Here is a 23,490-nt window from a genome sequence, read left to right as displayed (position 1 = left end):
TCCGCCGTCGAGGCGCCCGCCCGAGCCGGTGAGTCACCCTGGGTGCGCTCCGGTGCGGGAGGCGACGCAGAAAAAGGAGAACGATTAATCGTTTTTGGTGTATCTTGGAGGTATGCCGAAAGTGAGTCAGCAGTACCGGGACGCCCGCCGCGCCGAGATCCTCGCCGCCGCCAGGCGCTGCTTCGTGCGTGAGGGCTTCCACGGCACGTCCATGCAGGATCTGCTGGCCGAAGTGGGCCTGTCCTCGGGGGCGGTCTACCGGTACTTTCCCGGCAAGCAGGACATGATCATCGCCATCGCCGAGGAGAACCTCGCGGAGGTGACAGGCGAGGTCCGCCGGATGACCGCAGCCGAGCCCGCCGTCAGCATCGGCGAGCTGCTCGCCCGCATCTTCCAGACGATCAAGGCGAAGCACGAGGAAGACGGCTTCGCCGCCATCGCCCTGCTGGTGTGGGCGGAGTGCCTGCGTGACCCGACCCTCGCCGAGCGGATCAAGGGCACCCTCACCGACGTGACCGCGGAACTGGCGGACATAGTCCGGGAGCGCCAGGAGAGCGGTGGCCTCCCCGTCGAGATCCCCGCCGGTCAGCTGACCCAGGTGATCGTCGCGAGTGTCCCGGGCTACATCCTGCAACTGGCCACGCTCGGCCCTGCGGTGGTGGAAGGGCTTCCGGGCGCCGTCCGCGCTCTGTGGCCGGACTGACAGCACAGCAGCCTCGGCCACGGTGCGCGCGTTGCTGTCGAGGTTGCGGTGCGTCAGCCGGCGCCTTCGGGGCTCCCGTCGTCCCCGACGTGGAGAGGATGACGGCGGTGTCCGTAATGCCGCGCGCAGCCGGTGCGGTCGGCGGCTCGCCCGCGAGCCCTTCCGGCCCCGTCGCTCTCACGGTCACGCTGGGGATGCCGATCGCGGTGGCAGCCCCGTGCACGGCGCTGCCACCGCCGTCCCAGCCGTAGACCAGGGGCCACAGCCCGTGCCGCCGAGTCCATGTGGGCTGGTCGAGTACCTGGTCGTCCAGTCGGACCGCGGGCCGGACGCCGTGGATGCGGGCGGCTGCCGCGAGATCGGCGGCGAGATTCGGCATGGCCTCACACATCGCGGTCGAGGCATGCGTCGAACGTGGTGACCGGGGCGACCCGTTCCTTGCTGACGACGACGTCGATCAAGGCCGGGCGTTCGCCGGCGATCGCGCCCTTGAGCGCGTTCCGGAAGTCGTCCGCGGAGTCGACCCGGGCGGTGAACAGGCCATAGGTGCTTGCGACACCGGCGTGGTCAACGTCGATGAAGTCGCAGACCTCCTTCACCACGTCGCCGCCGAGCGCGTGCTTGAACCCGACGTGCTCGTAGGCGAGGCTCGCGTTGTTCAGGACGATGGTCACGGCCGGTATGTCCAGCCGCATCGCGGTCTCCAGGTCTCCGACGTTGTAGCCGAAGCCGCCGTCGCCGACGAGCGCGAACGCGCGCCGGCCGGCCGGCGCCGCGAGTTGGGCACCGAGAACGGCGGGGAAGGCCCAGCCGAGCGTGCCGGCGGCGCGCAGGAAGGTCCGGCCCGGAGCGTGCACGGGGAACAGGGCGCCGCCCCAGGCCCCCATGAACCCCGTGTCCGCGACGAGCAGGTCGCGGTCGTCGGCGAGTTCGCGCAGGATCGCGACGATGGCCTCGGGCCGCACATGGCCGGCTGCGGGGCGGTGCGCCAGCCCCTGAAACGCTGCCTGCCAGGTGTCGCACCGCGTCCGGACCCCCTCGCACCACGCGCGGCGCGTGCCGCGGTCCGGATTGTCCGGTCCCGCGGCCAGCGCCGCCGTCAGGGCCCGGCACGCCTCGCCGGCATCTGCGACCACGCCCGCCTGGACAGGTACGGTCGCACCGATGCGCTCGGCCGCGAGGTCGATCTGGACCACCTCGGCGTTGGGCGAGGGCAGTGTGTAGGTGTCGGTGGCGAGCGCGCCGAGATCCGTGCCGATCGCCAGCACGAAGTCCGAGTCGCGCGCGATCTCGTTGGCGACCTTGGTCGAGTACCGCCCGGCCACGCCCACCGACAATGGATGGTTCTCGGCGATCGAGCCTTTGCCGCCGAGCGTCGTCAGGACGGGCACGGCCGCGGTCTCCGCGAGCGTGGTGAGGTCGGGCGCGGCACCGGCGAGCAGCACCCCGTTGCCGGCGAGGATCACCGGTTGCCGGCTGCGCGCCAGGCGACTGACGACATCGTCCACGGCTGCGGCCGACGGAGCCGGGGGTGCCGGTGTGACGGCGGGCATGCGTCCGGCCGGGGTTCCCGCGGTCTCCTCCAGCAGGATGTCGCTCGGGATGTCGAGGTGCACGGGGCCGGGCGAGCCCGCAGCCGCGTTCCGCAAGGCCTGGGCGACGAGTTCGCCGGCCCGCTCGGCGCGAGTGACGCGAGCCTGCCACTTCGTGACCGGCTGGAACATCGGAGGCTGGTCCAGCTCCTGGTACTCGAATTTGTACTCCACTTTCGTCGATACGGTGCTGGTGAGGGCGACCACCGGGCTGCGCGCCCACCAGGCGTCCGCCAGCGCCGCCGCGACGTTCGCCGCGCCGGGCCCCCACTGCCCGTACACGACCGCGGGCTTGCCGGTCACGCGGGCGTAGGCGTCGGCCATCACGACCGACGCGGCTTCGCTGCGGACAAGGTGCATGGCGATGCCGTGATCCCGCAGTGCCCGCCACAGCAGCAGGTCGCCGCCGGTGACGAGGAAGATGCGGTCGATGCCGTTGTCCGTCAGAGCTCGGGCCACCGCGTATGCGGCTCTGACGGTGGCGGACGCGGGGGGTTGGTCTGACGCCGTACCCGTCTTCACTTCAGTCACAATCGTCCCTTTCTTGTGGTGCGCGCGGTGTCGGCTCGTTGTCGCGTCAGAGGCTGGGGGAGAGGGTCAGGCCCCGGGTCGTGACGTTTGGGAGTTGGCTCATTTCGGCGAACGCGCGCTGGTCGTGCGCGGGGACGACGATCAGATCGGGGATGCGCTGCATGACGGCCGCCATGCGCAGGATGTTCTGGCGGTTGCCCTCGGCGTCGAAGTCGCCCAGGCGCCTGATGAGGAAGGGGCGCTCCAGGCGGCGGGTGAGTCCCTCGCGCTGCCACACCAGATCACCTACCAGGGCGTAGCGCACCTGGTTTGGCAGAGTCACGAAGACGATGACGCTGCCCGGCGTGTGTCCGGGAGCGGGTACGCAGACGATCGAGCCGTCCCCGTACACGTCGTGGTGGCGCGGGAAGCCGAGGTAGGGGCCGCCCTCGAAGCCGAACTCCTGCCAGTTGAACGGCGTGTCCTGGAAGTAGCCGCGGAAGTTGCCGAACATCTCCGGGCTGTAGAACGCGGCGCGGTCGCGCGCGGAGACCAGGACCGGCAGGTCGGGGAAGTCGGGGATGCCGCTCATGTGGTCCCAGTGCGCGTGGGTGAGCAGGATGCCGGACAGCCGGCCGAAGTCGTAGTCGGCCGCCTCGAGTTGCTCGACGGCGGGCTTCCAGACCTGGTACTTGGTCATCCTCTGGAACAGGCGGGGCATCGTGGCGAACTGCCGGGCGATGTCGCGTCCGAAGCCGGAGTCGACCAGAAGGTCACCCTGGGGGTGCTTGATGAGCGCGGCGCCGATGTAGAAGTCCCGCCGGTCGAAGAGGGAACCGCCGCTGTACGCGTACGCGGCGACCCTGTTGTTGACGCCGGTGGGGACCGCGACCAGGTCCATGTCCGCCGGTGGTTTCGCCTCAGGGACCGGAATCGACGGGGGCAGCGGGGCGGGCGGCGGAAGCGCCGGTGAGCTGAGCCGGCGGACCAGGCGCACGGCGGGCACTGCGGCCGCGGCCACGAGGGGCCATTTCTTCACGACGCGGACTCCTTGGCTGTCGTTGCTGTGTGGTGGCCGCTCAAGGAGGGAGCGGCCGCTTGAGGGGGTGCGGAGGCAGGTCTCCCGCGCCCGCATATAAAAAGCGAACGATCGTTGCTTTTATGGTTCACCCGTACACGGAGACTGTCAAGGAGAACGATTGATCGCTTTTCTGCTTGCACGGGCGGTGGAGTCGATCTACTCTGGTCAAGAAAACGATCCATCGTTCGCTTTTATTGGGGTGACCCTATGCGACTCCCGTTGATCCCTCCGGATGAACTGACTCCCAGGCAGCGAGCCCTCTACGACGCCTTCGATGCGATGGTGCAGGCCGACGAATACACCGGCTTCGAAGTGCGCAACGCCGACGGTGCCTTCGTCGGGCCGTGGGGTGTGATGCTCCACTTCCCCGACCTGGCCCAGCCTCTCGGCCGATTCATCGACCTTGCCCAGCAGATGCCCGGGCTCTCCGAGCGGGCCCGGCAGGTCGTCATCCTGACCCTCGGAGGGCGCTTCAACGTCGCCTACGAGATGTACGCGCACGCCGCACTGGCCTCACGGGCTGGGCTGCGACCGGACCAGGTGGCGGCGCTGTGCGCGGGCAGGCGCCCGAGCGACCTCACCGAGGAGGAGGTGCTCGCGGCGGACGTCGCCGGCGCCCTGCTCGACGGAGGTCCGTTGCCGGGACCGCTGTACACCGCCGTCGTCGAGAAGCTCGGGCAGGAAGCCTTCGACACGATGGTGTTCGTGACCATCCACTACCTGGCGATCAGCACCATCCTCAACGCCTACGACGTGCCGGCCGGAGGTCCGGTCGCGCCGGTCACCCACGCCGCCTGAAGTGCCGCGGTCTGGAGATGGCGGGACGTGAAGTGGGCAACGAGAAGAAGGAGCTTGCCATGTTCGACGACCCTGAGGACTTCGGGACCTTCGGCCGATACGTAGAGGTCCCGGTCGACGAGATGCCTCCGGAGATGCGCAGCGCCTACGAGTGCACCGTGAAACTGCGCGGTCTGGTGCCGGGTCCGCACAAGATCTGGCTGGCCAACCCGGCCCTGCTCAAGGCGATCGTGCCGACGGGAGCGTACTTCCAGAAGGAGTCGTCGCTGTCGAAGGCGGAGATCGAGATCGTCACGAACGTCATCACCGGTCGCTGGCTCGCGGCCTACGCAAACTACGAGCACGAGAAGATCGGTGTGGCGCTGGGCGGTCTTGAGCCGTGCAAGGTCGAAGCCCTGATCGCCGGCCTGCCGACCTCCTTCGATGACCCTCGGCAGCAACTCGTCTACGAACTCGCGTCAACCCTCGCCCAGCCTCGCGATGTTCCGGTCGGCCTGTTCAAGCGAGCCCAGGAGACCATCGGCGACAAGGGCATCGTCGACCTGACCGTGCTGATGGGCTGGTTCACCGGCGTGTCGCTGACCCTGGCCGCGTTCGACGTTCCGTCGAACGCGGTCGGCCTGAAGCAGTAGGCCGCAGCAAGGCTTTTCCATGGTTCCCACCGTCGCCGAAATGCTGGAACGGGATGCCGTCCGGCTGGGCAGTCCGGTCGTGGTGGCCGGGCACCGCGGACTGGGGGCGGAGGTGCGGCGGCAGGGCCTGGCTGCCGCCCGGCCCATCGACGGCCTGGGTATCGCTCATGATGTCGGGGAGGACGCGACGGCGGGAGGCGGCGGATGTCCCAGGGGAGCGGTGTGGTGCGGCTGGAGCCGTGGGCGGACACCCCGTCCCACCTTCAGCTGCTGCGGCGCAACAACAGCCCGGAGATGATGAAGCACCTGGGCGGGCCGGAGACCGAGGAGCAGCTGCTGGCGCGGCATCGGCGCTATGCGGGGCTGCCCGGGCGGGGTGAGGGCCGGATGTACCGGATCGTGCTGGCGCGGGAGGCCGAGGTGGTGGGCGCGATCGGCTTCTGGGAGCGGGAGTGGCGCGGGGAGACCGTGTACGAGACGGGCTGGGGCGTGCTGCCGCCGTATCAGGGCCGGGGGATCGCGGTCGCGGCCGCCCGGGAGGTGGCGCGGGCCGCGGCCGCTGAGGGCGTCCACCGCCGGCTGCACGCCTATCCGTCCGTCGGCCACCCCGCGTCGAATGGGGTGTGCCGCAAGGCCGGGTTCACGCTGCTCGGCGAGTGTGACGTCGAGTATCCGCCCGGCTCCCTCATGCGGTGCAACGACTGGCGGCTGGAGCTGCGTAGTGCACCGCCAGGCCGGAGTGGCCCGGCATGACGTCGGGGCGCAGCACCAGGTTCTCGTCGTAGTCCCCGCCGTTCTGGCGGCGGAAGGGGATCGGGTCGGCGGTCGGCAGGGCGGCGAGCCGTTCCCGTAGTGCGGTGGCGTAGCCCTGGTACTCCTCGGTGGAGAGCCGGTCCGCGCCGTAGACGACCTGCGGCGGCAGGACGGACATGCCGCTGTACCAGAGCGTCCCGTGCTGGAGGGGGAACAGCAGCTGCCCGATGTCGCCGTTGACGCCGCGCGGCCCGAGCCCCGGTTCGCGGGCCCCGGCGGTGAGCAGGACCATGGCGCGCTTCCCGGCCAGCTTGCCGTCCCCGTAGCGCAGGGTGCGGCCGTCGGGGCCGGTGACGCCGAAGGCGAAGCCCTTCACGAAGACGCGGTCGAACCAGCCCTTGAGGATGGCGGGCATCCCGTACCACCACAGCGGGAACTGCACGATCAGCGCGTCGGCCCAGGCGATTTTCTCCTGCTCGGCGCGGATGTCCTCGCTCAGCGTCCCGGCGGCGTAGGCGTCGTGCGAGGAGGCGCCGACGATCAGGCGTTCGCCGCCGTCATGCCGGAAGTCGGCGCCGTCCACGACCGGGTTCCAGCGCATGGCGTAGAGGTCGGACACCCGGCACTCATGGCCCAGCTCCCGCAGGGCGCTCAGGCCCTCGTCGCGCAGGGAGCCGCTCAGCGAGCGCGGTTCGGGGTGGGCGAATATCCACAGCACGTTCATAGCGGCCAGCGTCGCAACGCGCCCGCCGGGTGACGAGTGGCCGGATGGCCAGGATGTGTGAGGATCTGGCCACGCGCTCCAGGCCCCCGGGGTGGGCTCAGGTTCCGTACGGGCGGGCCGCGCGGGCCGTGCGGAGGGCTTCGGCCCACCAGGCGAGCTGGTCGAGCATGGCCGTGGCGGCGGTGTCGGGGCCCGTGGGGTCGGTGGGGCGGCCGTCCGGGCCGAAGGCGTCCCAGGCGCCGTGGAAGCTGACCGTGTCGCGCACGGTGACCGCGTGCACCTCGGCGAAGACGGGCCGCAGATGCTCGACCGCGCGCAGGCCGCCCGAGATGCCGCCGTAAGAGACGAAGCCGACGGGCTTGGCCTGCCACTGGCTGAAGTGCCAGTCGATCGCGTTCTTCAGCGGGGCCGGATAGCTGTGGTTGTACTCGGGGGTGACGACGGCGAACGCGTCCGCCGCGTCCAGGCGGGGGGTCACGGCCTCCAGGGCCTTGGTCTCCTCGGGGCCGGGGCGGTGGGTGAGGGAGGGCGGGAGCGGGGTGTCGGCCAGGTCGACGACGTCCACGCTCATGTCGTCGCGCAGCGCGGCCCGGCCGGTGAACCAGTTCGCGACCTTGGGCCCGAAGCGGCCCTCGCGGGTGCTGCCGACGATGACGGCGAGACGGATGGGGGCGTCGGCGGAGACGGCGGTTGCGGTAGTCATGAGAAGAGACTCGGACTTAAACAAAGGTTGAAGTCAAGCTACCCTCGACAGCATGACGCACCTCACCTGGAAGACCCATGAACTGACGGTCGGCGAGCTGGCCCAGCGCAGCGGAGTCCCCGCCTCCGCGCTGCGGTTCTACGAGCGCGAGGGGCTCATCCACAGCCGCCGCACCTCCGGCAACCAGCGCCGCTACACCCGCGACACGCTCCGCCGGGTGGCCTTCGTGCGCTCCTCGCAGCGGGTCGGCATCCCGCTGGCGAGGATCCGGGGCGTGCTGTCGCTCTTCCCCGAGGACCACGTCCTGACCAAGGAGGACTGGGCGCGGATCTCCGAGTGCTGGCGTACGGACCTCAGCGAGCGCATCGAGCAGCTGGAGAACCTCCGCGACCGTCTGACCGACTGCATCGGGTGCGGCTGTCTGTCGATCGACAAGTGCGCGCTGGCCAACCCGTACGACAAGCTCGGCGAGGAGGGCGCGGGCGCCCGGCGGCTGCTCAAGTCCTCCTGCTGAGCGCGGCCCTGCCGCCGAGCGGGCGGCTCAGAACATGTCGGGGCACCACGGCCGCCGCGACGTGCGCAGCAGCGTGTCGGCCAGGGCCGCGGCGCCGGGGCGCTCCTCCTCGGCGCGGCCCAGGGCGGTGAGGCGGACCATCGACTCGTCGCCCAGCCATACGGTGCCCAGCTCGCCGATGTCCATGGTCAGATCGGCCGCGCGGGTGGTGGGGGCGCAGGTGGCGCCGTCCGGGCTCGCGTCCAGCAGGTAGCGGCCGCCCGCCAGCCCGGCCGGGTCGCGCAGGTCGAGGACGAGCGAGCCGGAGGCCGGGTACGTACGGGTCTCCAGCAGCGCGGGTACGTCCAGCGGGCGCAGCCACAGGTAGTCGGCGACGGTGGTGGGCTGGGCCGCCCGCGGATCGCCGAGCAGCAGCGGAAGCAGATCGTCCGGGGCGCGTGGGCCGGTGGCGATGTGCAAAACCCAGTCGATGGAGCACAGGAAGTGCCACAGCGCCCGTTCGGCGGCCGGGGTGACGCCGATCAGGTCGAGGACCGTGGCGGTGTTGTGCGGCCGCTTGTTGCCCTCCCAGCGGTCGTCGACGGTGAAGGCGAGCAGGCCGTCGACCGAGCCGTCGGGGGAGCGGTAGAGGGCGTAGAACGGTTCGGCGGTCCAGCCGTCGCCCGGGAACCGGAGCAGGCCGGTGCTGAGCTGCCACCAGCGCTCGGTGCGGTCGATGACGCCGTGCGCCTGGGCGCGCAGCCGCTCGTGCAGGGCGGGGCCCAGCTTCCGTATCTCGCCGGCGTCGGCGTAGTCGACCCGGCCGCCGCACCCGGGGCCGGCGTAGCGCGGGTCGAGCCCGGCGCGGGCGACGTCCACGGTCCACTGGGTGACCCAGGTGGCCGGGCCGAAGCCGTACCGCCCGTAGATCGGGTACTCGGCGGCGAGCAGCGAGGCCACCGCGTCCCCCCGCTCCTTGGCCACCCGCAGGTCGTGCTCCATCATCCGGCTGAGCAGGCCCCGGCGTCGGTGGGTGGACGAGACGGTGACGTTGGTGATCGCGTCGGCCGGTACGTCGGCCCCGCCGACCGCCGTCAGCCGCTGCGCGAAGCTGCGGAACGTGGCGACGCAGCGGTCCCCGTCGAACGCCCCCTGGGTGCGGTCCAGGTCGATGCCCGCCCGCCGCACCTCCAGCTCCTCCTCGGAGACGTCCGGTGACCGCAGAAAGCCGATGTGCGTCGCGCGGATCCAGGCGGGGACGTCGGAGGCTTCGAGGGAGGTACGGATGTGAGCGGCCATGCGGCCACGCTAGGGGGCCGCGGACACCGGCCGCACGCGATTATTTATCCCCAGCCTGTGGATATCCGGCGCGCGTTCCAGGGGAGTTCCAGGAGGGTTCTAGGAGAGCAGGTCGTCGACCTGGGCCTCGCCCTCGCGGTACCGGCGGGCGATCTCGGCACTGCACCGGTCGGCGGTGCGCTGGAGCCCCTGCCGCCGCCGGGACACCTGCTGCTCGTACCCCTCCAGGCGGCCCATCGCGCCGTGCAGCTCCTCGTCCGTACGCGCCGGAAGGTCCGACAGGCCGACCTCGGCCAGCATCTCCTCGGCCAGCCGCTCGCACTCCGCGCTGTGCGGGGTGCCGAGCGTCACATGGCGGGCCGAGGTGCGGTGCCGGGACGGTACGTCCGCCAGGATCTTGGGCAGCAGCTCCACCAGCTCCGCCGGCTCCGCCGACGACCCGTCCGCCGCCATCGGCGCGTCCGGCGCGCGGCGGCGGGCCAGCTCGGCGCGGAGGATGTCGATCCGGCCGTGCAGCAGTCTGCGCACATAGCTCAGGTCCGCCTCCTCGCGCTGCGCGGAGCGGCGCAGCGCGCGCAGCTCCGCCAGCCGCAGCCCGCCCATCGCGGCCGGAGCCGCCCCCGCCTCCGCTCCCGCCGCCGACGGCACGGCCTCGGCGTCGGCCAGCCGGCCGCCGCGCTGGCTCGGCGGCCGCGCCGGCAGCGGGCTCTCGGTGGCCATGGGCCGCTCGGTGCCCGGTGTGATCATGCTTGTCCGTCCCCTCCAGCGATGCGTCATTCCCGCAGTTCCTGCCCACCTGCACCGCCTGCACGCATCGTGCCACTCCGAATGGCCCCTGTGCAGCGGCCGTCCACCCGATCGGCCCCGATGGGCGCAGGGCATGATGGTGCGTATGCGTGCTGTGGTACAGAGAGTGGACGGGGCGAGCGTCGTCGTGGACGGCGAGACGACCGGGGAGATCGTCGGTCAGGGGCTGTGCGTCCTGGTCGGGGTGACGCACGACGACACCCCGGAGAAGGCGGCCCAGCTGGCCCGCAAGCTGTGGTCCGTACGCATCCTGCCCGGCGAGAAGTCCTGCTCGGACCTGGGCGCTCCGCTGCTGGTCATCAGCCAGTTCACGCTCTACGGGGACGCCCGCAAGGGCCGTCGCCCCACCTGGAACGCGGCGGCGCCCGGCGATGTCGCCGAACCGCTGGTGGACGAGGTGGTGGCGCGGCTGCGGGAGCTGGGCGCCCAAGTGGAGACGGGCCGGTTCGGAGCGGACATGAAGGTCTCGCTCACGAACGACGGCCCGTTCACGGTGATCGTCGAGGTCTGAAGGACGGCGGCCGCTACGGCTCGACGACCGTCTCCTGCGAGGCGGCCGTGGTGTCCGCGATCAGCGCCGCGTCCACCGGTACGTTGCGCTTCACCAGCGCGAGCGCGATCGGACCCAGCTCGTGGTGGCGGGCCGAGGAGGTGACGAAGCCGAGCTGACGGCCCTCCTCGCCGTCCGCCGCGAGCCGTATGGGCGCGCCGTGGCCCGGCAGCTTCACCTCGCTGCCGTCGAGGTGCAGAAAGACCAGCCGCCGCGGCGGCTTGCCCAGGTTGTGCACCCGGGCGACCGTCTCCTGGCCGCGGTAGCAGCCCTTCTGCAGATGGACGGCGGTGCCGATCCAGCCCAGCTCGTGCGGGATCGTCCGGTGGTCGGTCTCCATGCCGAGCCGCGGCCGGTGCGCCTCGACGCGCAGCGCCTCGTACGCCAGGACGCCGATCGCCGGGCCGTTCGCCGCCGCGAAGGACTCCAGGTCGGCGCGCGGCAGGAACAGGTCGCGGCCGTGCGCGGTCTCGCGGGCGACGGCGCCCCCGGGGGTCTCGGCGATGCTGCCCGCCGGGAGGTGGACGACCGCGTACTCCTCGGTGCGGTCCGCGATCTCGACCCGGTAGAAGAACTTCATGCTCTCCAGGTACGCGATCAGATCGCCCTGACTGCCGGGCTCCACATGGGCCCAGGTGGTCTCGCCGTCGTCGACGAGGTAGAGCGCGTGCTCGATGTGGCCGTGCGCGGACAGGATCAGCGCCTCGGTGGCCTCACCGGCGGGAAGCTCGCTGACGTGCTGGGTGAGCAGCAGATGCAGCCAGCTCAGCCGGTCGGCACCGGTGACCGTGACCACTCCGCGGTGCGAGAGGTCCACGAAGCCGGTGCCGTCGGCGAGCGCGCGCTGCTCGCGGAACAGGTCGCCGTAGTGGGCGGCGACACCTTCGTCGGGGCCCTCGCCGGGGACGGCGCCGGGCAGCGACAGCAAAGGGCTCTTCATGCGCTTCACCCTACGACGTGGCCGCCCGGCCCCCGGAGGCGTCCTCCGCGGGGTCGGCGGCGGAACACCGGGCGCAGCGGCCGAAGATGGCGAAATGCTTCATGTCGGTGTCGAAGCCGAAGGACGCCCGCAGCTGCCGGGTGAAGGACTCGGCGACCGAGACGTCGGCCTCGATGACCTCCGTGCAGTCCCGGCACACCAGATGGAGGTGGTGGTGCCGGTCGGCCAGGTGGTACGTGGGGGCGCCGTGCCCGAGATGGGCATGGCTGACCAGGCCCAGCTCCTCCAGCAGCTCCAGCGTGCGGTAGACGGTGGAGATGTTCACACCGCTCGCGGTACGGCGCACCTCGGTGAGGATGTCGTCCGGAGTGGCGTGCTCCAGGCTGTCGACGGCTTCGAGCACGAGCTGGCGCTGCGGGGTCAGTCGGTAGCCGCGCTCCCGCAGATCGGTCTTCCAGTCGGTGGTCGCCACGGTGCCAGTGTAGGCGGCGCGGCACCGGGGCGCGGTCGCGCTCGGCTGGAACGGCCGGGGAGCGGGGGGCTTCAGCGGAAGAAGGCGATCCCGTCGTCCGGCAGGTCCTTGAGGTCCTTGGCCCACTCGCGCGGGTCGACGACCTTCTTCAGATGCGCGGACATGTACGGGCGCAGCTCGACCTCGGGGGTGGCCTTCTCACCGACCCACATCAGATCGCTCTTGACGTAGCCGTACAGCCGCTTGCCGCCCGAGTACGGGCCCGAGGCGGAGGTGCGCGCCACGGCGTCGGTCGCGAGGTCGATCTGCGGTTTGCCGTCGGCCAGCTCGCCGTACCAGACCTCGACGACGCCCTGGTCGCGGATCATCACGACCTCGACCTTGCGGTCCTTGTCGATCCGCCAGTATCCGGACTCGGATTCCAGCGGGCGGACCTTCTTGCCCTCGGAGTCCAGCACCCAGGTGTGCGAGATGTACTCGATGAAGTCACGGCCGTCGTGGGTGAAGGTCGCTTCCTGCCCGAAGTTGCACTTCTCGGCGCCGGGGAAGTCCGATACGCCGGCGCCTTCCCAGTTGCCGAGGAGGAAGGCCAGCGGCACCAGGTCCGGGTGGAGGTCGGAGGGAATCTCGATCATGGGTTCAGACGATCCGTCGCTAGGCGGGCTGGGGCGAGGGGGCGGGAGCGCTCAGCGCTGGCCCTGGTAGAGCTTCTTCCAGGTCAGCCCGACGAAACCGAGGCTGGCCACGATGACCAGGATCAACAGGGTGGTGAAGACTGCCTCAAGCACGAGCTGCTCCTCGTAAAGGATGACGGACCGGACCCGAGTCTAGTAGCCGGTCCCGGCCGCCGGTCCGGCGGGCGGCTCCGCGCCGTGCCGCGCGGCGGCATGCCTAGGCTGTACGGCATGGCGAACAAGCTCGTGATCAAGGTGACGGCGGGCGCGGAAGCGCCCGAGCGGTGCTCGCAGGCGTTCACGGTGGCGGCGGTGGCCGTGGCGAGCGGGGTCGAGGTCTCGCTGTGGCTGACCGGCGAGTCGACGTGGTTCGCGCTGCCGGGCCGGGCGGCGGACTTCTCGCTGCCGCACGCGGCGCCGCTGCCGGAGCTGATCAGCGGCATCCTGGCGGGCGGCACGGTCACCGTGTGCAGCCAGTGCGCGGCGCGGCGGGAGATCGACGAGGCGGATCTGATCGAGGGCGCGCGGATCGCGGGGGCGCAGGTCTTCGTGAGCGAGATCATGCCGGACGGCGTGCAGGCGCTCGTCTACTGACCCCGTACCGGCCCCGCCGCTCAGTGCCGGTGGTGGTGCTCGTCCAGCTCCCGCCACCACCGGTCCGACTCCGGATCCCCCGACTCGTCCCACCAGCGGTCCTGCGGGCCCCGGCGGTTGGCGACGATGGCCGCCAGCGGCGGGATGACCATGGCGACGACGCACATCGCCACGGCGGCGGGGACGGACCACAGACGCACGAAGGCCCAGGCCGAGATGAAGAGCGTCAGACACGCGCCCATCAGGAAGAAGTATGCGTGGCGGCGTCGCGCGTACATATGGCCAGGATACGTCCGGGAGCACGGCGCCGACACTCCTCCGGCGGCCGCCGATGGCGTCCGTTCGCGCCCCGTCACACGACGGAGGGCCGCGTCCCGCCGAGGCGTCCAACCCCGGGATGCGGCCCTCACGCCGTACGACGCGTGGTGTGGCGTCAGACGGTGATGGCGACCTCCGCCAGACCGCCCTTCTGGGCGACGACCGTACGGTCGGCGGTGCCGCCCGGGACCAGGGCGCGCAGCGTCCAGGTGCCCTCGGCGGCGTAGAAGCGGAACTGTCCGGTCGCGGAGGTGGGGACCTCGGCGGTGAACTCGCCCGTGCTGTCCAGGAGGCGCACGTAGCCGGTGACGGGCTCGCCGTCGCGGGTCACCTGGCCCTGGATCGTGGTCTCACCGGGCTTGATGGTCGAGGCGTCGGGGCCGCCTGTCTGCGCTCCACACATGTGTCTGTCCTTACGTGTTTCGGGGAGGAGAGGGGATCAGCTGCCGGAGCCGAGCTCGATCGGCACGCCCACCAGCGAGCCGTACTCGGTCCAGGAACCGTCGTAGTTCTTGACGTTGGTCTGGCCGAGCAGCTCGTGCAGCACGAACCAGGTGTGCGCCGAGCGCTCACCGATGCGGCAGTAGGCGATGGTGTCCTTCGACAGGTCGACGCCCTCGCCCTCGTACAGCTCCTTGAGCTGGTCGTCGGACTTGAAGGTGCCGTCGTCGTTGGCCGACTTCGACCACGGGATGTTGCGGGCGCTCGGGACGTGGCCCGCGCGCTGCGACTGCTCCTGCGGGAGGTGCGCCGGGGCGAGCAGCTTGCCGGAGAACTCGTCGGGCGAGCGGACGTCGACCAGGTTCAGGTTGTCGATGGCCGCCACGACGTCGTCGCGGAAGGCGCGGATCGAGGTGTCCTGCGGCTTGGCCTTGTACTCGGTCTTCGCGCGGGTCGGGACCTCGGCGACCAGGTCGCGCGAGTCCAGCTCCCACTTCTTGCGGCCGCCGTCGAGGAGCTTCACGTCCTGGTGGCCGTAGAGCTTGAAGTACCAGTAGGCGTACGACGCGAACCAGTTGTTGTTGCCGCCGTAGAGGACGACGGTGTCGTCGTTGGCGATGCCCTTCTCGGACAGCAGCTTCTCGAAGCCCGCCTGGTCCACGAAGTCACGGCGCACCGGGTCCTGGAGGTCCTGCTTCCAGTCGATCCGGATGGCGTTCTTGATGTGGTTCTTGTCGTAGGCGGACGTGTCCTCGTCGACCTCTACGATGACCGTCTTGGGGTCATCGATGCGGGCCTGTACCCAGTCGGCGTCCACCAGGACGTCACTGCGGCTCATGTATCTCTCCTCCGGGGCAGTTGCGGCGGTACGGGCGCTCGACGCGCGGCGCTGCGCGGAGCCTGGTCGCGAGCGTACGAGCGGAGTGCGGGACGGCCCGGCGGACGGGCCGGAGGGGGCGGGGCCGAAGCTGCGGTGGCCGTGCGCGCCCTCGGTTTCAGACGGCGCGACAGAGCATGGCGGCGACGCGGCACAGGTCGACTGCCCGCCGCTTCGTGAGATCCGCCTGTCGCTTCATGGGTCCGATCGTAAGGACGGACGGGCAGGCATGTCACCGGTGTGTCGCATGATGAGACGTCGATGTCCGCGATGTGGACGCGGAGGGGTGTGGAGGGCCACGGACAACGGCCGCCGGGGTGCCCGGCGGCCGTCGGTGTCTGTCATCGCGGACATGATCGTCTCGTCAGGTGGACGCGAGACGGTCCGTGCCGGACGGGTCAGCCCGTCAACGCGACGTTATTACCCGCGACCGAGACGTCTATGCCGTCCTTGTCGGTCTTCACCGTCTCCAGCCGCATGCCCCGCGGCATGCCGTCGATCTTCCGCTCCATGTCGGTGCGCTCGCGCACCTTGTCCTCCCACTGCGGGATGGACCCGCCCGGGATGCGCTCGGCGTGCAGCTTGATCGTGTCTCCGTTGACGATCGTCACGCTGGAGCGGGCGCTGAGGCTGAAGCCCAGCAGATTTCCGGTGATCTTGACCTGATTGGCCCCCGACGGGTCGTAGCTCACCGTGACCCCTGGGCCCGCGGCCCGGGAGAGGTCCGCGTAGGAGATGTGGGCCGAGCCGCTGGCCCGGTCCGCGGTGGCCGTCGAGAAGTTCCCCCCGATGCGGACGTCGTGCAGCTGGGCGTTCAGCTCGGAGACGCGGACGCTGGTGCCCCCGCCCGCGTCCGTCGTCAGCCCGTCCACCCCGACGTCCACCTCGTCCAGCTCCTTGCCCACGACCTGGGTCAGGAACGGGAAGCCCTTGATCGAGACGCTGGGGGTGTTGGTCAGCCCCTGTGAACTCTTGATCTTGTCGGCGGCCTTGGACTCCGCCATGGAGACCGCCAGCCGGTCGGCGCCGACGAAGAGACCGCCGAGTATGACGGCGACGATCAGTGTGATGCGTAGTGCGCGCATATACGTAGATCCCCCAGGCTCTCGCTCAGGCCCTCGCCTGATGCAGCGAGCCTATAGGGGGTGGACACCTGGGGACCTACCACCTCAGACCAGCGCATCAGACCAGTGCGCGGCCCAGCACATAGACGGCGGGGGCGGCGGCCGCCAGCGGCAGGGCCACCCCGGCCGTCATGTGGACGAAGCGGGACGGGTAGTCGTACGCCGCGACCCGCAGCCCCACCAGCGCGCATGCCCCGGCCGCGAGCCCCAGCACGGCGGCCGTGGCGGTCCCGGTGCCGGTGAGCTGCCCGGCCCCGACACCCGCCCCGGCCGCCGCGAGCAGCCCGAGGGCGACGGCGGCCGGCGTCGGCAGCGGCAGCGCGCGGGCCAGCGTGCCCACGGCGACCGCGGCGGCGCCCACCACCACGGCGTCCGAGGACTCGGCGACGGCGGCCAGATACCCGGCCGCGATCACGGTGAGGGCGCTCGAGGCGACCGCGGCGGTCAGCCCGTACAGCCGCTCGTCGGCCGAGGCGTGGCTGCGCAGCTGGAGGACGATCACCAGCAGCAGCCAGACGCCGATCGTGCCGATGAGCACCGTCGGGGCGTGGACGCGCTCGGTGGCGAGCAGCCCGGCGTCGGCCGCCAGGCCGCCCGCGAAGGCGAGGGCGATGCCCTGCCGGGCGGGCCACATGCCGTTCAGCCGGAACCAGCCCGCCGCCGTGACCGCCTGCAGCAGCGCCACGACGACGGCGACCCCGAACTCGCCGAGCGGCGCGGTGGCCGCGAGCAGGGCGGCCAGCACGGCCGTGAGGGCGGCCGGCTGCAGCCCGGGGTCGATGATCTGGGGGCGGCCCTCGGCGCGCGCCTTCTCGGCGGCGGTCATCGGCCGGGCGGGCTCGGGTGCGGCGGGTGCGGGCGCGGCGGACTCGGGTGCGGCGGGCCGCTCCGCCTGCGGGCGGGGGTGCGCGGCCTGCTGGTACTGGTGCTGCTGCTGCGCGTAGTGCTGCTGCTGGTCCCAGCCCGCCGCGTACTGCTGCTGGTGGCCCTGGTGCCCCTGCTGCGCGGCGTACGGATCCGCGTACGGCTGCTGGTACGGCTGCTGGGGCTGCTGTTGCTGGTACTGCTGCTGGGGATATTGCTGCTGCTGGTACTGCTGCTGTGCGTACGCCTGCTGCTGCGGGTAGCCGTACCCGGGCTGCTCCTGGGCGTACGCGCCGTAGGGGTCGGCGGGCGGCGGCTGCTGCTGTCCCTCGTACGGCGGCGGGTAGGCCCCGTACGGCCCATGCGGCTCGTGCGGCTGCTGCGGATCGTGCGGCTGGTTGCTCATGACGTCGTAGGTCACCCTCCTGCGAACGGCGGAAGCACCTCGACCGTGCCGCCCTCGGCCAGTTGGACCGTTGTGTGATCACGGGTGCCGACGGGCGCGCCGTCGACCAGGAACGAACAGCGCAGCAGGACCCGGGAGAACTCCGGACGCAGGGCGTGCCGCTCGCGGGCCGCGTCGAGCGCGTCGGCCAGCGTCGCCGCGGCGTACGGCTCCTCGGCGGTGCCTGCCGCCGCCCGGGCCGCGGCCCAGTACCGGATGGTTCCGGCGGGCGTTTTCTTCAGCGCCATCGCGTGTCCCTCTCCCGTCATCTGCCGCCCTCCATGATGACGGGTGCGGGAGGGCGCCGCGGACGCGGTACGCCCCGGGCAAAACCCGGGCCGTATCCGGGCCTGCTCGCTTAGGGTTTCGGTGTGCTGGTCCGACTCATACGGGCGTATCTGAGGCCCTATACCCGAACGATCACCTTGATCGTGCTATTGCAGCTGGTACAGACACTGGCGACCCTCTATCTGCCCACCCTCAACGCCGACATCATCGACGACGGCGTCGTCAAGGGCGACACCGGCTACATCATCACCACCGGCGGTCTGATGATCGCCGTCACGCTGGTGCAGATCGTGTGTGCGATCTGCGCCGTCTACTTCGGCGCCCGCACCGCCATGGCGCTCGGCCGGGACATCCGGGCCGACGTCTTCGACCGGGTGCAGTCCTTCTCCGCCCGCGAGATGGGCCGGTTCGGGGCTCCCTCGCTGATCACCCGCACCACCAACGACGTACAGCAGGTGCAGATGCTGTGCCTGATGTCGTTCACGCTGATGGTGTCGGCGCCCATCATGTGCGTCGGCGGCATCGCCATGGCGCTCAATCAGGACGTGCCGCTCTCCGGGCTGCTGCTGCTGATCGTGCCGGTGCTGGGCATCGCCGTCTCGCTCATCGTCCGCCGGATGCGCCCGCTGTTCCGGCACGTCCAGGAGCGCATCGACACCGTCAACCGGGTGCTGCGCGAGCAGATCACCGGCATCCGGGTGATCCGGGCCTTCGTCCGGGACGGTCATGAGCGGACCCGGTTCACCGGCGCCAACGCCGCGCTGATGGACGTCTCGCTGCGGGCCGGGCGGCTGATGTCGCTGATGTTCCCCACCGTGATGCTGGTGGTGAACCTGTCCAGCGTCGCCGTGGTGTGGGCCGGTGGCCACCGCATCGACAGCGGCGGGATGCAGATCGGCGCGCTGACCGCCTTCATCAGCTATCTCATGCAGATCCTGACGTCGGTGATGATGGCCACCTTCATGTTCATGATGGTGCCGCGCGCCGAGGTGTGCGCCGAGCGGGTCCAGGAGGTGCTGGACACCGGGACCAGCGTCGTCCCGCCCCTCCAGCCGGTCGCGCTCCCCGCCGGCGGCGGCCGCGGGCTGCTGGAGCTGCGGGGCGTCGAGTTCCGCTACCCGGGCGCGGAGGAGCCCGTGCTGCGCGACATCTCGCTGACCGCGCACCCCGGCCGGACCACCGCCGTCATCGGCTCCACCGGCAGCGGCAAGTCCACCCTCCTCGGGCTGGTGCCCCGGCTGTTCGACGCGACCGACGGCAGCGTCCACCTCGACGGCGTGGACGTCCGCGATCTCGACCCCGCGGTGATGTCCCGGTCCATCGGTCTCGTACCGCAGAAGCCGTACCTCTTCTCCGGAACCGTCGCCTCCAACCTGCGGTACGGAAACCCGGACGCCACCGACGAGGAGCTGTGGCGGGCCCTGGAGACCGCCCAGGCGCGGGACTTCGTCGAGGCCATGGAGGGCGGCCTGGAAGCGCCCATCGCCCAGGGCGGCTCCAATGTCTCCGGCGGGCAGCGGCAGCGGCTGGCGATCGCCCGCGCCCTGGTCCTCAAGCCGTCCGTCTACCTCTTCGACGACTCCTTCTCGGCGCTCGACTACGCCACCGACGCCCGGCTGCGGGCGGCGCTGACGGACGAGACGGGGAACGCGACCGTCGTCATCGTCGCCCAGCGGGTGTCCACCATCCGCGGCGCCGACCGGATCGTGGTCCTCGACGAGGGGCGCGTCGTCGGCAGCGGCACCCATGGCGAGCTGATGGACGGCAACCAGACCTACCGGGAGATCGTGCTCTCCCAGCTCACCGAGCAGGAAGCCGCATGAGCCGTCCGCCCCGATCGCCTCGATGGAAGGGCAGCGTATGAGTACCCCGGCACCCCGCAGGGGCCCCGCGCCCGCCGCCGGGCCCGGCCGCTTCATGGGCGGCCAGCCCGTCGAGCGGTCCATGGACTTCCGCGGTTCCGGCCGCCGTCTGCTGGCCGCCCTGCGCCCCGAGCGCGGTATCGCCTTCGCCGTGCTCGCCCTGTGCACGGTCAGCATCACGCTGACGGTGCTGGGCCCCAAGGTGCTCGGCCACGCCACCGACCTGATCTTCGCGGGCATCATCGGACGGCAGCTGCCCGAGGGCCTCACCAAGGCCGAGGCCGTCCAGCACCTGCGCGACAGCGGCCAGGGCACGGTGGCCGACATGGTCGCCTCGATGAACGTGACGCCCGGCCAGGGCATCGACTTCGGCGCCGTCGGCACCGTCCTGCTGTGGGCGCTCGGCCTGTACGTCGTGGCCTCCCTCCTCAACCTGATCCAGGCCCGGGTCGCCACGAACGTCGTCCAGCGCGCCGTCTTCCGGCTGCGCGAGGACGTCGAGCACAAGCTGGCGCGGCTGCCGCTGTCCTACTTCGACCGGCAGTCGCGCGGCGAGGTGCTGTCGCGGGCCACCAACGACATCGACAACATCCAGCAGACGCTGCAGCAGACCCTCAGCCAGATCATGGCCTCGCTGCTGACCCTGGTCGGCGTGCTGGCCATGATGTTCTGGATCTCGCCGCTGCTGGCGCTGGTGGCGCTGGTCACCGTCCCGGTGTCGGTGCTGGTCGCGACGCGCGTCGGCAAGCGAGCCCAGCCCCAGTTCGTGCAGCAGTGGAAGACCACGGGCCGGCTCAACGCCCATATCGAGGAGATGTACACCGGCCACGCGCTGGTCAAGGTCTTCGGGCGGGAGCGGGAGTCCGCCGAGATCTTCCGGGCGCAGAACGAGAAGCTGTACGAGGCGGGCTTCCGCGCCCAGTTCATCTCCGGGCTCATCCAGCCCGCGATGACGTTCATCGGCAACCTCAACTACGTCCTGGTCGCCGTGGTCGGCGGGCTGCGGGTGGCGAGCGGGGCGCTGTCGATCGGCGACGTCCAGGCGTTCGTCCAGTACTCCCGGCAGTTCAGCCAGCCGCTCACCCAGGTGGCGTCCATGGCCAACATGGTCCAGTCGGGCGTCGCCTCCGCCGAGCGGGTCTTCGAGCTGCTGGACGCGGAGGAGCAGACCCCGGACCCGCCAGGCCCGGTGGGGCCGCGGACCGTGCTCGGCCAGGTCGAGTTCGAGGACGTCTCCTTCCGCTACCAGCCCGACACCCCCCTCATCGACGGGCTCTCGCTGTCGGTGAGCCCCGGCCAGACCGTGGCCATCGTCGGCCCGACCGGCGCGGGGAAGACCACCCTGGTCAATCTGCTGATGCGGTTCTACGAGGTCAGCGGCGGCCGCATCACGCTCGACGGCGTCGACGTCGCCACCATGCCGCGCGAGGAGCTGCGCTCCCACATCGGCATGGTCCTCCAGGACACCTGGCTGTTCGGCGGCACGATCGCGGACAACATCGCGTACGGCTCGGAGGGCGCCTCCCACGAGGCGATCGTGGAGGCGGCGAAGGCCACCCATGTGGACCGCTTCGTGCGCACCCTGCCCGACGGCTACGACACGGTGATCGACGAGGAGGGCTCCAACGTCAGCGTCGGCGAGAAGCAGCTGATCACCATCGCCCGCGCCTTCCTCTCCGGGCCGTCCATCCTGGTCCTGGACGAGGCGACCAGCTCCGTCGACACCCGCACCGAGGTCCTCATCCAGCACGCCATGGCCTCGCTGCGCACCGGCCGCACCAGCTTCGTGATCGCCCACCGGCTCTCCACGATCCGGGACGCGGACGTGATCCTGGTGATGGAGGCGGGCCGCATCGTGGAACAGGGCAGCCACGACTCCCTGGTGGCGGCCCAGGGCGCGTACGCCCGGCTGTACGCGGCCCAGTTCGCGGAGCCGGTGGCCGAACCGGAGTGACGGCCCTGGACCGGGTCAGGTGTGGGCCAGCGCCCATCCCGCGACCCGGTCCAGCAGCTCGGCCGGGGCCGCCGTCTCCGCGTGGCCGAAGCCCGGCTCGATCCACAGCTCCGTGGACGCCCGGTCCGCCGCCGCCATCAGCATCCGCGGATGGTCCAGCGGGAAGTACGGGTCCCGGTCGCCGTGCACGATCAGCAGCGGCGTCGGCGCGATCCGGGGGACCGCCGCCACCGGCGGCAGCGGCTCCGGGTTCCAGCCGCGGGCGTCGATCCGGGTCCGCAGCCCGTAGCGGGAGACCAGCCGCCCGGTGGGCCGGGTGATCGCCCAGTGGACGCGGCGCATCGGGGCCGTCCCCCGGTAGTACCAGCGCGCGGGCGCGCTCACGGCGACCACCGCGTCCGCTCCCGAGGCGTGCGCCCCCGTGCGCCCCTCGCGCTCCTCATCCGGATCCGGCGTGTTCCGTGCGTACAGCGCCGCGTGGCGGAGCACCACCGAGCCGCCCATCGAGAAGCCCACCGTGATCACCCGGCGGTGGCCGAGGTCCCGGGCCCAGCGCACCGCGGCCGCCAGGTCCAGCACCTCCCGGTCGCCGACCGTGGACCGCCCGCCGGACCGGCCGTGGCCCCGGAACGAAAACGTGATCACGGCCGTACGCTGCGTGAACGCCGACGCCACCCGGCGCAGCGCGGGCCGCTCCAGGGCGCCGGTGAAACCGTGCGCGACCACGATCACAGGCGCCCCGGCGGATGGACCGCCGCCCGCCCGGGAAGGCTCGTAGCGGGTCTCGATCGGGACCCCGTCCTCGGTGAGCAGCGTGGCTCTCCGAGCGCCCGCGGCGGCCGGGGGAAGGAAACGACGAGCAGATTCAGCCTCTCCACCGGGTGTCATGTGGGTTATTCTGCTGGGTGAAGGATCCGGGCAATGTCGCCCCCGGGTCCTTTTGTGCTTTCAGGGCACCGCGCGCGTTTGAGCACTGAGACGCGCGTTTGCCCCGGGAGTGCGAGCAGAACCGTACGAAGCAGTAGCCGCAGACGCCCCCAGGCCGGAGCCTGGGAGGTGCCCCCCTCTCGCAGGGACCGAGGAGGAAACCGAGGCAATGGGCGAGCGAAGCGTGCACACCATCACCATCACGGCCGGGGCGGGTGGTGGACGATGAGTTCCCTCCTGCTGCTGACCAACGCACTCCAGCCCTCGACGGAGGTGCTCCCCGCCCTCGGCCTGCTGCTGCACAGCGTGCGGGTCGCCCCGGCGGAGGGCCCGGCCCTGGTGGACACCCCCGGTGCCGACGTCATCCTGATCGACGGCCGCCGCGATCTGCCGCAGGTGCGCAGCCTGTGCCAGCTGCTGCGGTCGACCGGCCCCGGCTGTCCGCTGGTCCTGGTGGTGACCGAGGGCGGGCTCGCCGCCGTCACCGCCGACTGGGGCATCGACGACGTGCTGCTGGACACCGCGGGCCCGGCCGAGGTCGAGGCCCGGCTGCGGCTAGCCATGGGCCGCCAGCAGATCACCACCGACGACAGCCCGATGGAGATCCGCAACGGCGATCTGTCGGTGGACGAGGCCACCTACAGCGCCAAGCTCAAGGGGCGGGTGCTCGACCTCACCTTCAAGGAGTTCGAGCTGCTGAAGTACCTCGCCCAGCACCCCGGCCGGGTCTTCACCCGGGCGCAGCTGCTCCAGGAGGTCTGGGGCTACGACTACTTCGGCGGTACGCGCACGGTCGACGTGCACGTACGGCGGCTGCGGGCCAAGCTGGGGCCGGAGCACGAGTCGCTGATCGGGACCGTCCGTAACGTGGGCTACCGCTTCGTCACCCCGGAGAAGGTCGAGCGGGCCGAGCGGGCCGCCGAGGAGGCCCGGGCCAGGACGACGTCCCGGGAGACCGGACCCGCGGCCCGGGAGGACACCGGCTCCGGTCCGTCCGGTCCGTCCGGCGGCGGTGCGCGGTCCGCGGGCGAAGCGGGGCCCGCACGACCGGTCAAGACCTAGCTG

The 23,490-nt window shown here is 71.2% G+C and carries 27 protein-coding genes; 10 read left to right on the top strand and 17 right to left on the bottom strand.

The window, feature by feature from the left end:
* Positions 1 to 112: 112 nt before the first annotated feature.
* Positions 113 to 703, top strand: a complete 591-nt coding sequence (locus ACFZCY_RS40015) for a TetR family transcriptional regulator (protein ID WP_391185185.1) — start codon at positions 113 to 115, stop codon at positions 701 to 703.
* 383 nt (positions 704 to 1,086) lie between these two features.
* On the opposite strand, the gene ACFZCY_RS40010 is transcribed toward ACFZCY_RS40015, so the two are convergent.
* Both ACFZCY_RS40010 and ACFZCY_RS40005 read right to left on the bottom strand, forming a co-directional pair.
* The gene (locus ACFZCY_RS40010) at positions 1,087 to 2,754 is read right to left on the bottom strand and encodes a thiamine pyrophosphate-dependent enzyme (protein ID WP_391185181.1); all 1,668 of its coding nucleotides are present in this window, start codon (positions 2,752 to 2,754) and stop codon (positions 1,087 to 1,089) included.
* A 118-nt stretch (positions 2,755 to 2,872) separates the two neighbouring features.
* Positions 2,873 to 3,844, bottom strand: a complete 972-nt coding sequence (locus tag ACFZCY_RS40005; protein ID WP_391185178.1) for an MBL fold metallo-hydrolase — start codon at positions 3,842 to 3,844, stop codon at positions 2,873 to 2,875.
* A 249-nt stretch (positions 3,845 to 4,093) separates the two neighbouring features.
* On the opposite strand from ACFZCY_RS40005, the gene ACFZCY_RS40000 reads away from it, so the two are divergent.
* The 3 genes from ACFZCY_RS40000 (at position 4,094) to ACFZCY_RS39990 (ending at position 6,069) form a co-directional block, all read left to right on the top strand.
* On the top strand, positions 4,094 to 4,684 hold the full coding sequence (locus ACFZCY_RS40000; RefSeq protein WP_391185175.1) for a carboxymuconolactone decarboxylase family protein: 591 nt from the start codon (positions 4,094 to 4,096) through the stop codon (positions 4,682 to 4,684).
* A gap of 32 nt (positions 4,685 to 4,716) precedes the next feature.
* On the top strand, positions 4,717 to 5,316 hold the full coding sequence (locus ACFZCY_RS39995; protein ID WP_391185173.1) for a carboxymuconolactone decarboxylase family protein: 600 nt from the start codon (positions 4,717 to 4,719) through the stop codon (positions 5,314 to 5,316).
* Between the two features lie 204 nt (positions 5,317 to 5,520).
* A complete protein-coding gene (locus tag ACFZCY_RS39990; protein WP_391185170.1) occupies positions 5,521 to 6,069 on the top strand; it encodes a GNAT family N-acetyltransferase in 549 nt (182 codons plus the stop codon).
* On the opposite strand, the gene ACFZCY_RS39985 is transcribed toward ACFZCY_RS39990, so the two are convergent.
* Positions 6,002 to 6,793: an NAD(P)H-dependent oxidoreductase gene (locus tag ACFZCY_RS39985; protein ID WP_391185169.1), complete on the bottom strand. Its 792-nt coding sequence runs from the start codon at positions 6,791 to 6,793 to the stop codon at positions 6,002 to 6,004. The genes ACFZCY_RS39990 and ACFZCY_RS39985 overlap by 68 nt on opposite strands.
* A gap of 97 nt (positions 6,794 to 6,890) precedes the next feature.
* Positions 6,891 to 7,496, bottom strand: a complete 606-nt coding sequence (locus ACFZCY_RS39980; RefSeq protein WP_391185165.1) for an NAD(P)H-dependent oxidoreductase — start codon at positions 7,494 to 7,496, stop codon at positions 6,891 to 6,893.
* Positions 7,497 to 7,548: 52 nt separating this feature from the next.
* Between ACFZCY_RS39980 and soxR the strand changes: the two genes are divergently transcribed.
* Entirely contained in the window at positions 7,549 to 8,010 is a 462-nt protein-coding gene (soxR, locus tag ACFZCY_RS39975) for a redox-sensitive transcriptional activator SoxR (protein ID WP_391185162.1), read from the top strand.
* 27 nt (positions 8,011 to 8,037) lie between these two features.
* On the opposite strand, the gene ACFZCY_RS39970 is transcribed toward soxR, so the two are convergent.
* Entirely contained in the window at positions 8,038 to 9,288 is a 1,251-nt protein-coding gene (locus tag ACFZCY_RS39970; RefSeq protein WP_391185159.1) for a GNAT family N-acetyltransferase, read from the bottom strand.
* Between the two features lie 99 nt (positions 9,289 to 9,387).
* Positions 9,388 to 10,035: an ABC transporter substrate-binding protein gene (locus ACFZCY_RS39965; RefSeq protein WP_391185156.1), complete on the bottom strand. Its 648-nt coding sequence runs from the start codon at positions 10,033 to 10,035 to the stop codon at positions 9,388 to 9,390.
* A 145-nt stretch (positions 10,036 to 10,180) separates the two neighbouring features.
* Here ACFZCY_RS39965 and dtd point away from each other — a divergent pair, with 145 nt between their 5' ends.
* Entirely contained in the window at positions 10,181 to 10,606 is a 426-nt protein-coding gene (dtd, locus tag ACFZCY_RS39960) for a D-aminoacyl-tRNA deacylase (RefSeq protein WP_358631985.1), read from the top strand.
* 13 nt (positions 10,607 to 10,619) lie between these two features.
* Here dtd and ACFZCY_RS39955 read toward each other — a convergent pair whose 3' ends face one another.
* The 3 genes from ACFZCY_RS39955 to ACFZCY_RS39945 form a co-directional block, all read right to left on the bottom strand.
* A complete protein-coding gene (locus ACFZCY_RS39955; protein ID WP_391185153.1) occupies positions 10,620 to 11,585 on the bottom strand; it encodes a glycine cleavage T C-terminal barrel domain-containing protein in 966 nt (321 codons plus the stop codon).
* Positions 11,586 to 11,595: 10 nt separating this feature from the next.
* Positions 11,596 to 12,057: a transcriptional repressor gene (locus ACFZCY_RS39950; protein WP_391185150.1), complete on the bottom strand. Its 462-nt coding sequence runs from the start codon at positions 12,055 to 12,057 to the stop codon at positions 11,596 to 11,598.
* Between the two features lie 71 nt (positions 12,058 to 12,128).
* On the bottom strand, positions 12,129 to 12,692 hold the full coding sequence (locus tag ACFZCY_RS39945) for a heme-binding beta-barrel domain-containing protein (protein WP_391185146.1): 564 nt from the start codon (positions 12,690 to 12,692) through the stop codon (positions 12,129 to 12,131).
* 270 nt (positions 12,693 to 12,962) lie between these two features.
* Between ACFZCY_RS39945 and ACFZCY_RS39940 the strand changes: the two genes are divergently transcribed.
* Entirely contained in the window at positions 12,963 to 13,325 is a 363-nt protein-coding gene (locus tag ACFZCY_RS39940) for a DsrE family protein (protein ID WP_391185144.1), read from the top strand.
* 20 nt (positions 13,326 to 13,345) lie between these two features.
* On the opposite strand, the gene ACFZCY_RS39935 is transcribed toward ACFZCY_RS39940, so the two are convergent.
* From ACFZCY_RS39935 to ACFZCY_RS39905, 7 genes are all read right to left on the bottom strand, one after another.
* Positions 13,346 to 13,603, bottom strand: a complete 258-nt coding sequence (locus tag ACFZCY_RS39935) for a DUF3099 domain-containing protein (protein ID WP_361490269.1) — start codon at positions 13,601 to 13,603, stop codon at positions 13,346 to 13,348.
* A gap of 155 nt (positions 13,604 to 13,758) precedes the next feature.
* Positions 13,759 to 14,046, bottom strand: a complete 288-nt coding sequence (locus ACFZCY_RS39930; protein ID WP_361490272.1) for a DUF1416 domain-containing protein — start codon at positions 14,044 to 14,046, stop codon at positions 13,759 to 13,761.
* Positions 14,047 to 14,082: 36 nt separating this feature from the next.
* Entirely contained in the window at positions 14,083 to 14,922 is an 840-nt protein-coding gene (locus ACFZCY_RS39925; RefSeq protein ID WP_055557280.1) for a sulfurtransferase, read from the bottom strand.
* A 157-nt stretch (positions 14,923 to 15,079) separates the two neighbouring features.
* The gene (locus tag ACFZCY_RS39920) at positions 15,080 to 15,160 is read right to left on the bottom strand and encodes a putative leader peptide (protein WP_350962106.1); all 81 of its coding nucleotides are present in this window, start codon (positions 15,158 to 15,160) and stop codon (positions 15,080 to 15,082) included.
* A gap of 199 nt (positions 15,161 to 15,359) precedes the next feature.
* The gene (locus tag ACFZCY_RS39915) at positions 15,360 to 16,046 is read right to left on the bottom strand and encodes an LmeA family phospholipid-binding protein (RefSeq protein WP_391185139.1); all 687 of its coding nucleotides are present in this window, start codon (positions 16,044 to 16,046) and stop codon (positions 15,360 to 15,362) included.
* Between the two features lie 97 nt (positions 16,047 to 16,143).
* A complete protein-coding gene (locus ACFZCY_RS39910; RefSeq protein WP_391185237.1) occupies positions 16,144 to 17,355 on the bottom strand; it encodes a hypothetical protein in 1,212 nt (403 codons plus the stop codon).
* An 11-nt stretch (positions 17,356 to 17,366) separates the two neighbouring features.
* The gene (locus tag ACFZCY_RS39905; RefSeq protein WP_055557278.1) at positions 17,367 to 17,642 is read right to left on the bottom strand and encodes a MoaD/ThiS family protein; all 276 of its coding nucleotides are present in this window, start codon (positions 17,640 to 17,642) and stop codon (positions 17,367 to 17,369) included.
* A gap of 123 nt (positions 17,643 to 17,765) precedes the next feature.
* Here ACFZCY_RS39905 and ACFZCY_RS39900 point away from each other — a divergent pair, with 123 nt between their 5' ends.
* Together ACFZCY_RS39900 and ACFZCY_RS39895 are read left to right on the top strand one after the other, a co-directional pair.
* Complete coding sequence (locus ACFZCY_RS39900) at positions 17,766 to 19,505, top strand: ABC transporter transmembrane domain-containing protein (RefSeq protein WP_391185137.1); 1,740 nt, start codon at positions 17,766 to 17,768, stop codon at positions 19,503 to 19,505.
* 37 nt (positions 19,506 to 19,542) lie between these two features.
* Entirely contained in the window at positions 19,543 to 21,498 is a 1,956-nt protein-coding gene (locus ACFZCY_RS39895) for an ABC transporter transmembrane domain-containing protein (RefSeq protein ID WP_391185133.1), read from the top strand.
* Positions 21,499 to 21,513: 15 nt separating this feature from the next.
* Here the strand turns inward: ACFZCY_RS39895 and ACFZCY_RS39890 are convergent, their stop codons facing one another.
* Entirely contained in the window at positions 21,514 to 22,386 is an 873-nt protein-coding gene (locus ACFZCY_RS39890; protein ID WP_391185130.1) for an alpha/beta fold hydrolase, read from the bottom strand.
* 264 nt (positions 22,387 to 22,650) lie between these two features.
* On the opposite strand from ACFZCY_RS39890, the gene ACFZCY_RS39885 reads away from it, so the two are divergent.
* Complete coding sequence (locus ACFZCY_RS39885; protein WP_391185127.1) at positions 22,651 to 23,487, top strand: winged helix-turn-helix domain-containing protein; 837 nt, start codon at positions 22,651 to 22,653, stop codon at positions 23,485 to 23,487.
* Positions 23,488 to 23,490 lie beyond the last annotated feature (3 nt).

Origin of the sequence: Streptomyces sp. NPDC007983 (assembly GCF_042958345.1) — a bacterium.
GTDB lineage: Bacteria > Actinomycetota > Actinomycetes > Streptomycetales > Streptomycetaceae > Streptomyces.
The sequence above is the reverse complement of the archived record's forward strand: the minus strand, read 5'-3'. Positions and strand labels throughout refer to the sequence as shown.

Coding starts and splice junctions, on each gene's coding strand:
- ACFZCY_RS39925 (WP_055557280.1), bottom strand. CDS start 14,922: ATGAGCCGCAGTGACGTCCTGGTGGACGCCGACTGGGTACAGGCCCGC.
- ACFZCY_RS39920 (WP_350962106.1), bottom strand. CDS start 15,160: ATGAAGCGACAGGCGGATCTCACGAAGCGGCGGGCAGTCGACCTGTGC.
- ACFZCY_RS39940 (WP_391185144.1), top strand. CDS start 12,963: ATGGCGAACAAGCTCGTGATCAAGGTGACGGCGGGCGCGGAAGCGCCC.
- ACFZCY_RS39910 (WP_391185237.1), bottom strand. CDS start 17,355: ATGAGCAACCAGCCGCACGATCCGCAGCAGCCGCACGAGCCGCATGGG.
- dtd (WP_358631985.1), top strand. CDS start 10,181: ATGCGTGCTGTGGTACAGAGAGTGGACGGGGCGAGCGTCGTCGTGGAC.
- ACFZCY_RS39990 (WP_391185170.1), top strand. CDS start 5,521: ATGTCCCAGGGGAGCGGTGTGGTGCGGCTGGAGCCGTGGGCGGACACC.
- ACFZCY_RS39945 (WP_391185146.1), bottom strand. CDS start 12,692: ATGATCGAGATTCCCTCCGACCTCCACCCGGACCTGGTGCCGCTGGCC.
- ACFZCY_RS39935 (WP_361490269.1), bottom strand. CDS start 13,603: ATGTACGCGCGACGCCGCCACGCATACTTCTTCCTGATGGGCGCGTGT.
- ACFZCY_RS40000 (WP_391185175.1), top strand. CDS start 4,094: ATGCGACTCCCGTTGATCCCTCCGGATGAACTGACTCCCAGGCAGCGA.
- ACFZCY_RS39970 (WP_391185159.1), bottom strand. CDS start 9,288: ATGGCCGCTCACATCCGTACCTCCCTCGAAGCCTCCGACGTCCCCGCC.
- ACFZCY_RS39905 (WP_055557278.1), bottom strand. CDS start 17,642: ATGGCGCTGAAGAAAACGCCCGCCGGAACCATCCGGTACTGGGCCGCG.
- ACFZCY_RS39885 (WP_391185127.1), top strand. CDS start 22,651: ATGAGTTCCCTCCTGCTGCTGACCAACGCACTCCAGCCCTCGACGGAG.
- soxR (WP_391185162.1), top strand. CDS start 7,549: ATGACGCACCTCACCTGGAAGACCCATGAACTGACGGTCGGCGAGCTG.
- ACFZCY_RS39955 (WP_391185153.1), bottom strand. CDS start 11,585: ATGAAGAGCCCTTTGCTGTCGCTGCCCGGCGCCGTCCCCGGCGAGGGC.
- ACFZCY_RS39930 (WP_361490272.1), bottom strand. CDS start 14,046: ATGTGTGGAGCGCAGACAGGCGGCCCCGACGCCTCGACCATCAAGCCC.
- ACFZCY_RS39980 (WP_391185165.1), bottom strand. CDS start 7,496: ATGACTACCGCAACCGCCGTCTCCGCCGACGCCCCCATCCGTCTCGCC.
- ACFZCY_RS39895 (WP_391185133.1), top strand. CDS start 19,543: ATGAGTACCCCGGCACCCCGCAGGGGCCCCGCGCCCGCCGCCGGGCCC.
- ACFZCY_RS40015 (WP_391185185.1), top strand. CDS start 113: ATGCCGAAAGTGAGTCAGCAGTACCGGGACGCCCGCCGCGCCGAGATC.
- ACFZCY_RS39890 (WP_391185130.1), bottom strand. CDS start 22,386: ATGACACCCGGTGGAGAGGCTGAATCTGCTCGTCGTTTCCTTCCCCCG.
- ACFZCY_RS39985 (WP_391185169.1), bottom strand. CDS start 6,793: ATGAACGTGCTGTGGATATTCGCCCACCCCGAACCGCGCTCGCTGAGC.
- ACFZCY_RS39965 (WP_391185156.1), bottom strand. CDS start 10,035: ATGATCACACCGGGCACCGAGCGGCCCATGGCCACCGAGAGCCCGCTG.
- ACFZCY_RS39915 (WP_391185139.1), bottom strand. CDS start 16,046: ATGCGCGCACTACGCATCACACTGATCGTCGCCGTCATACTCGGCGGT.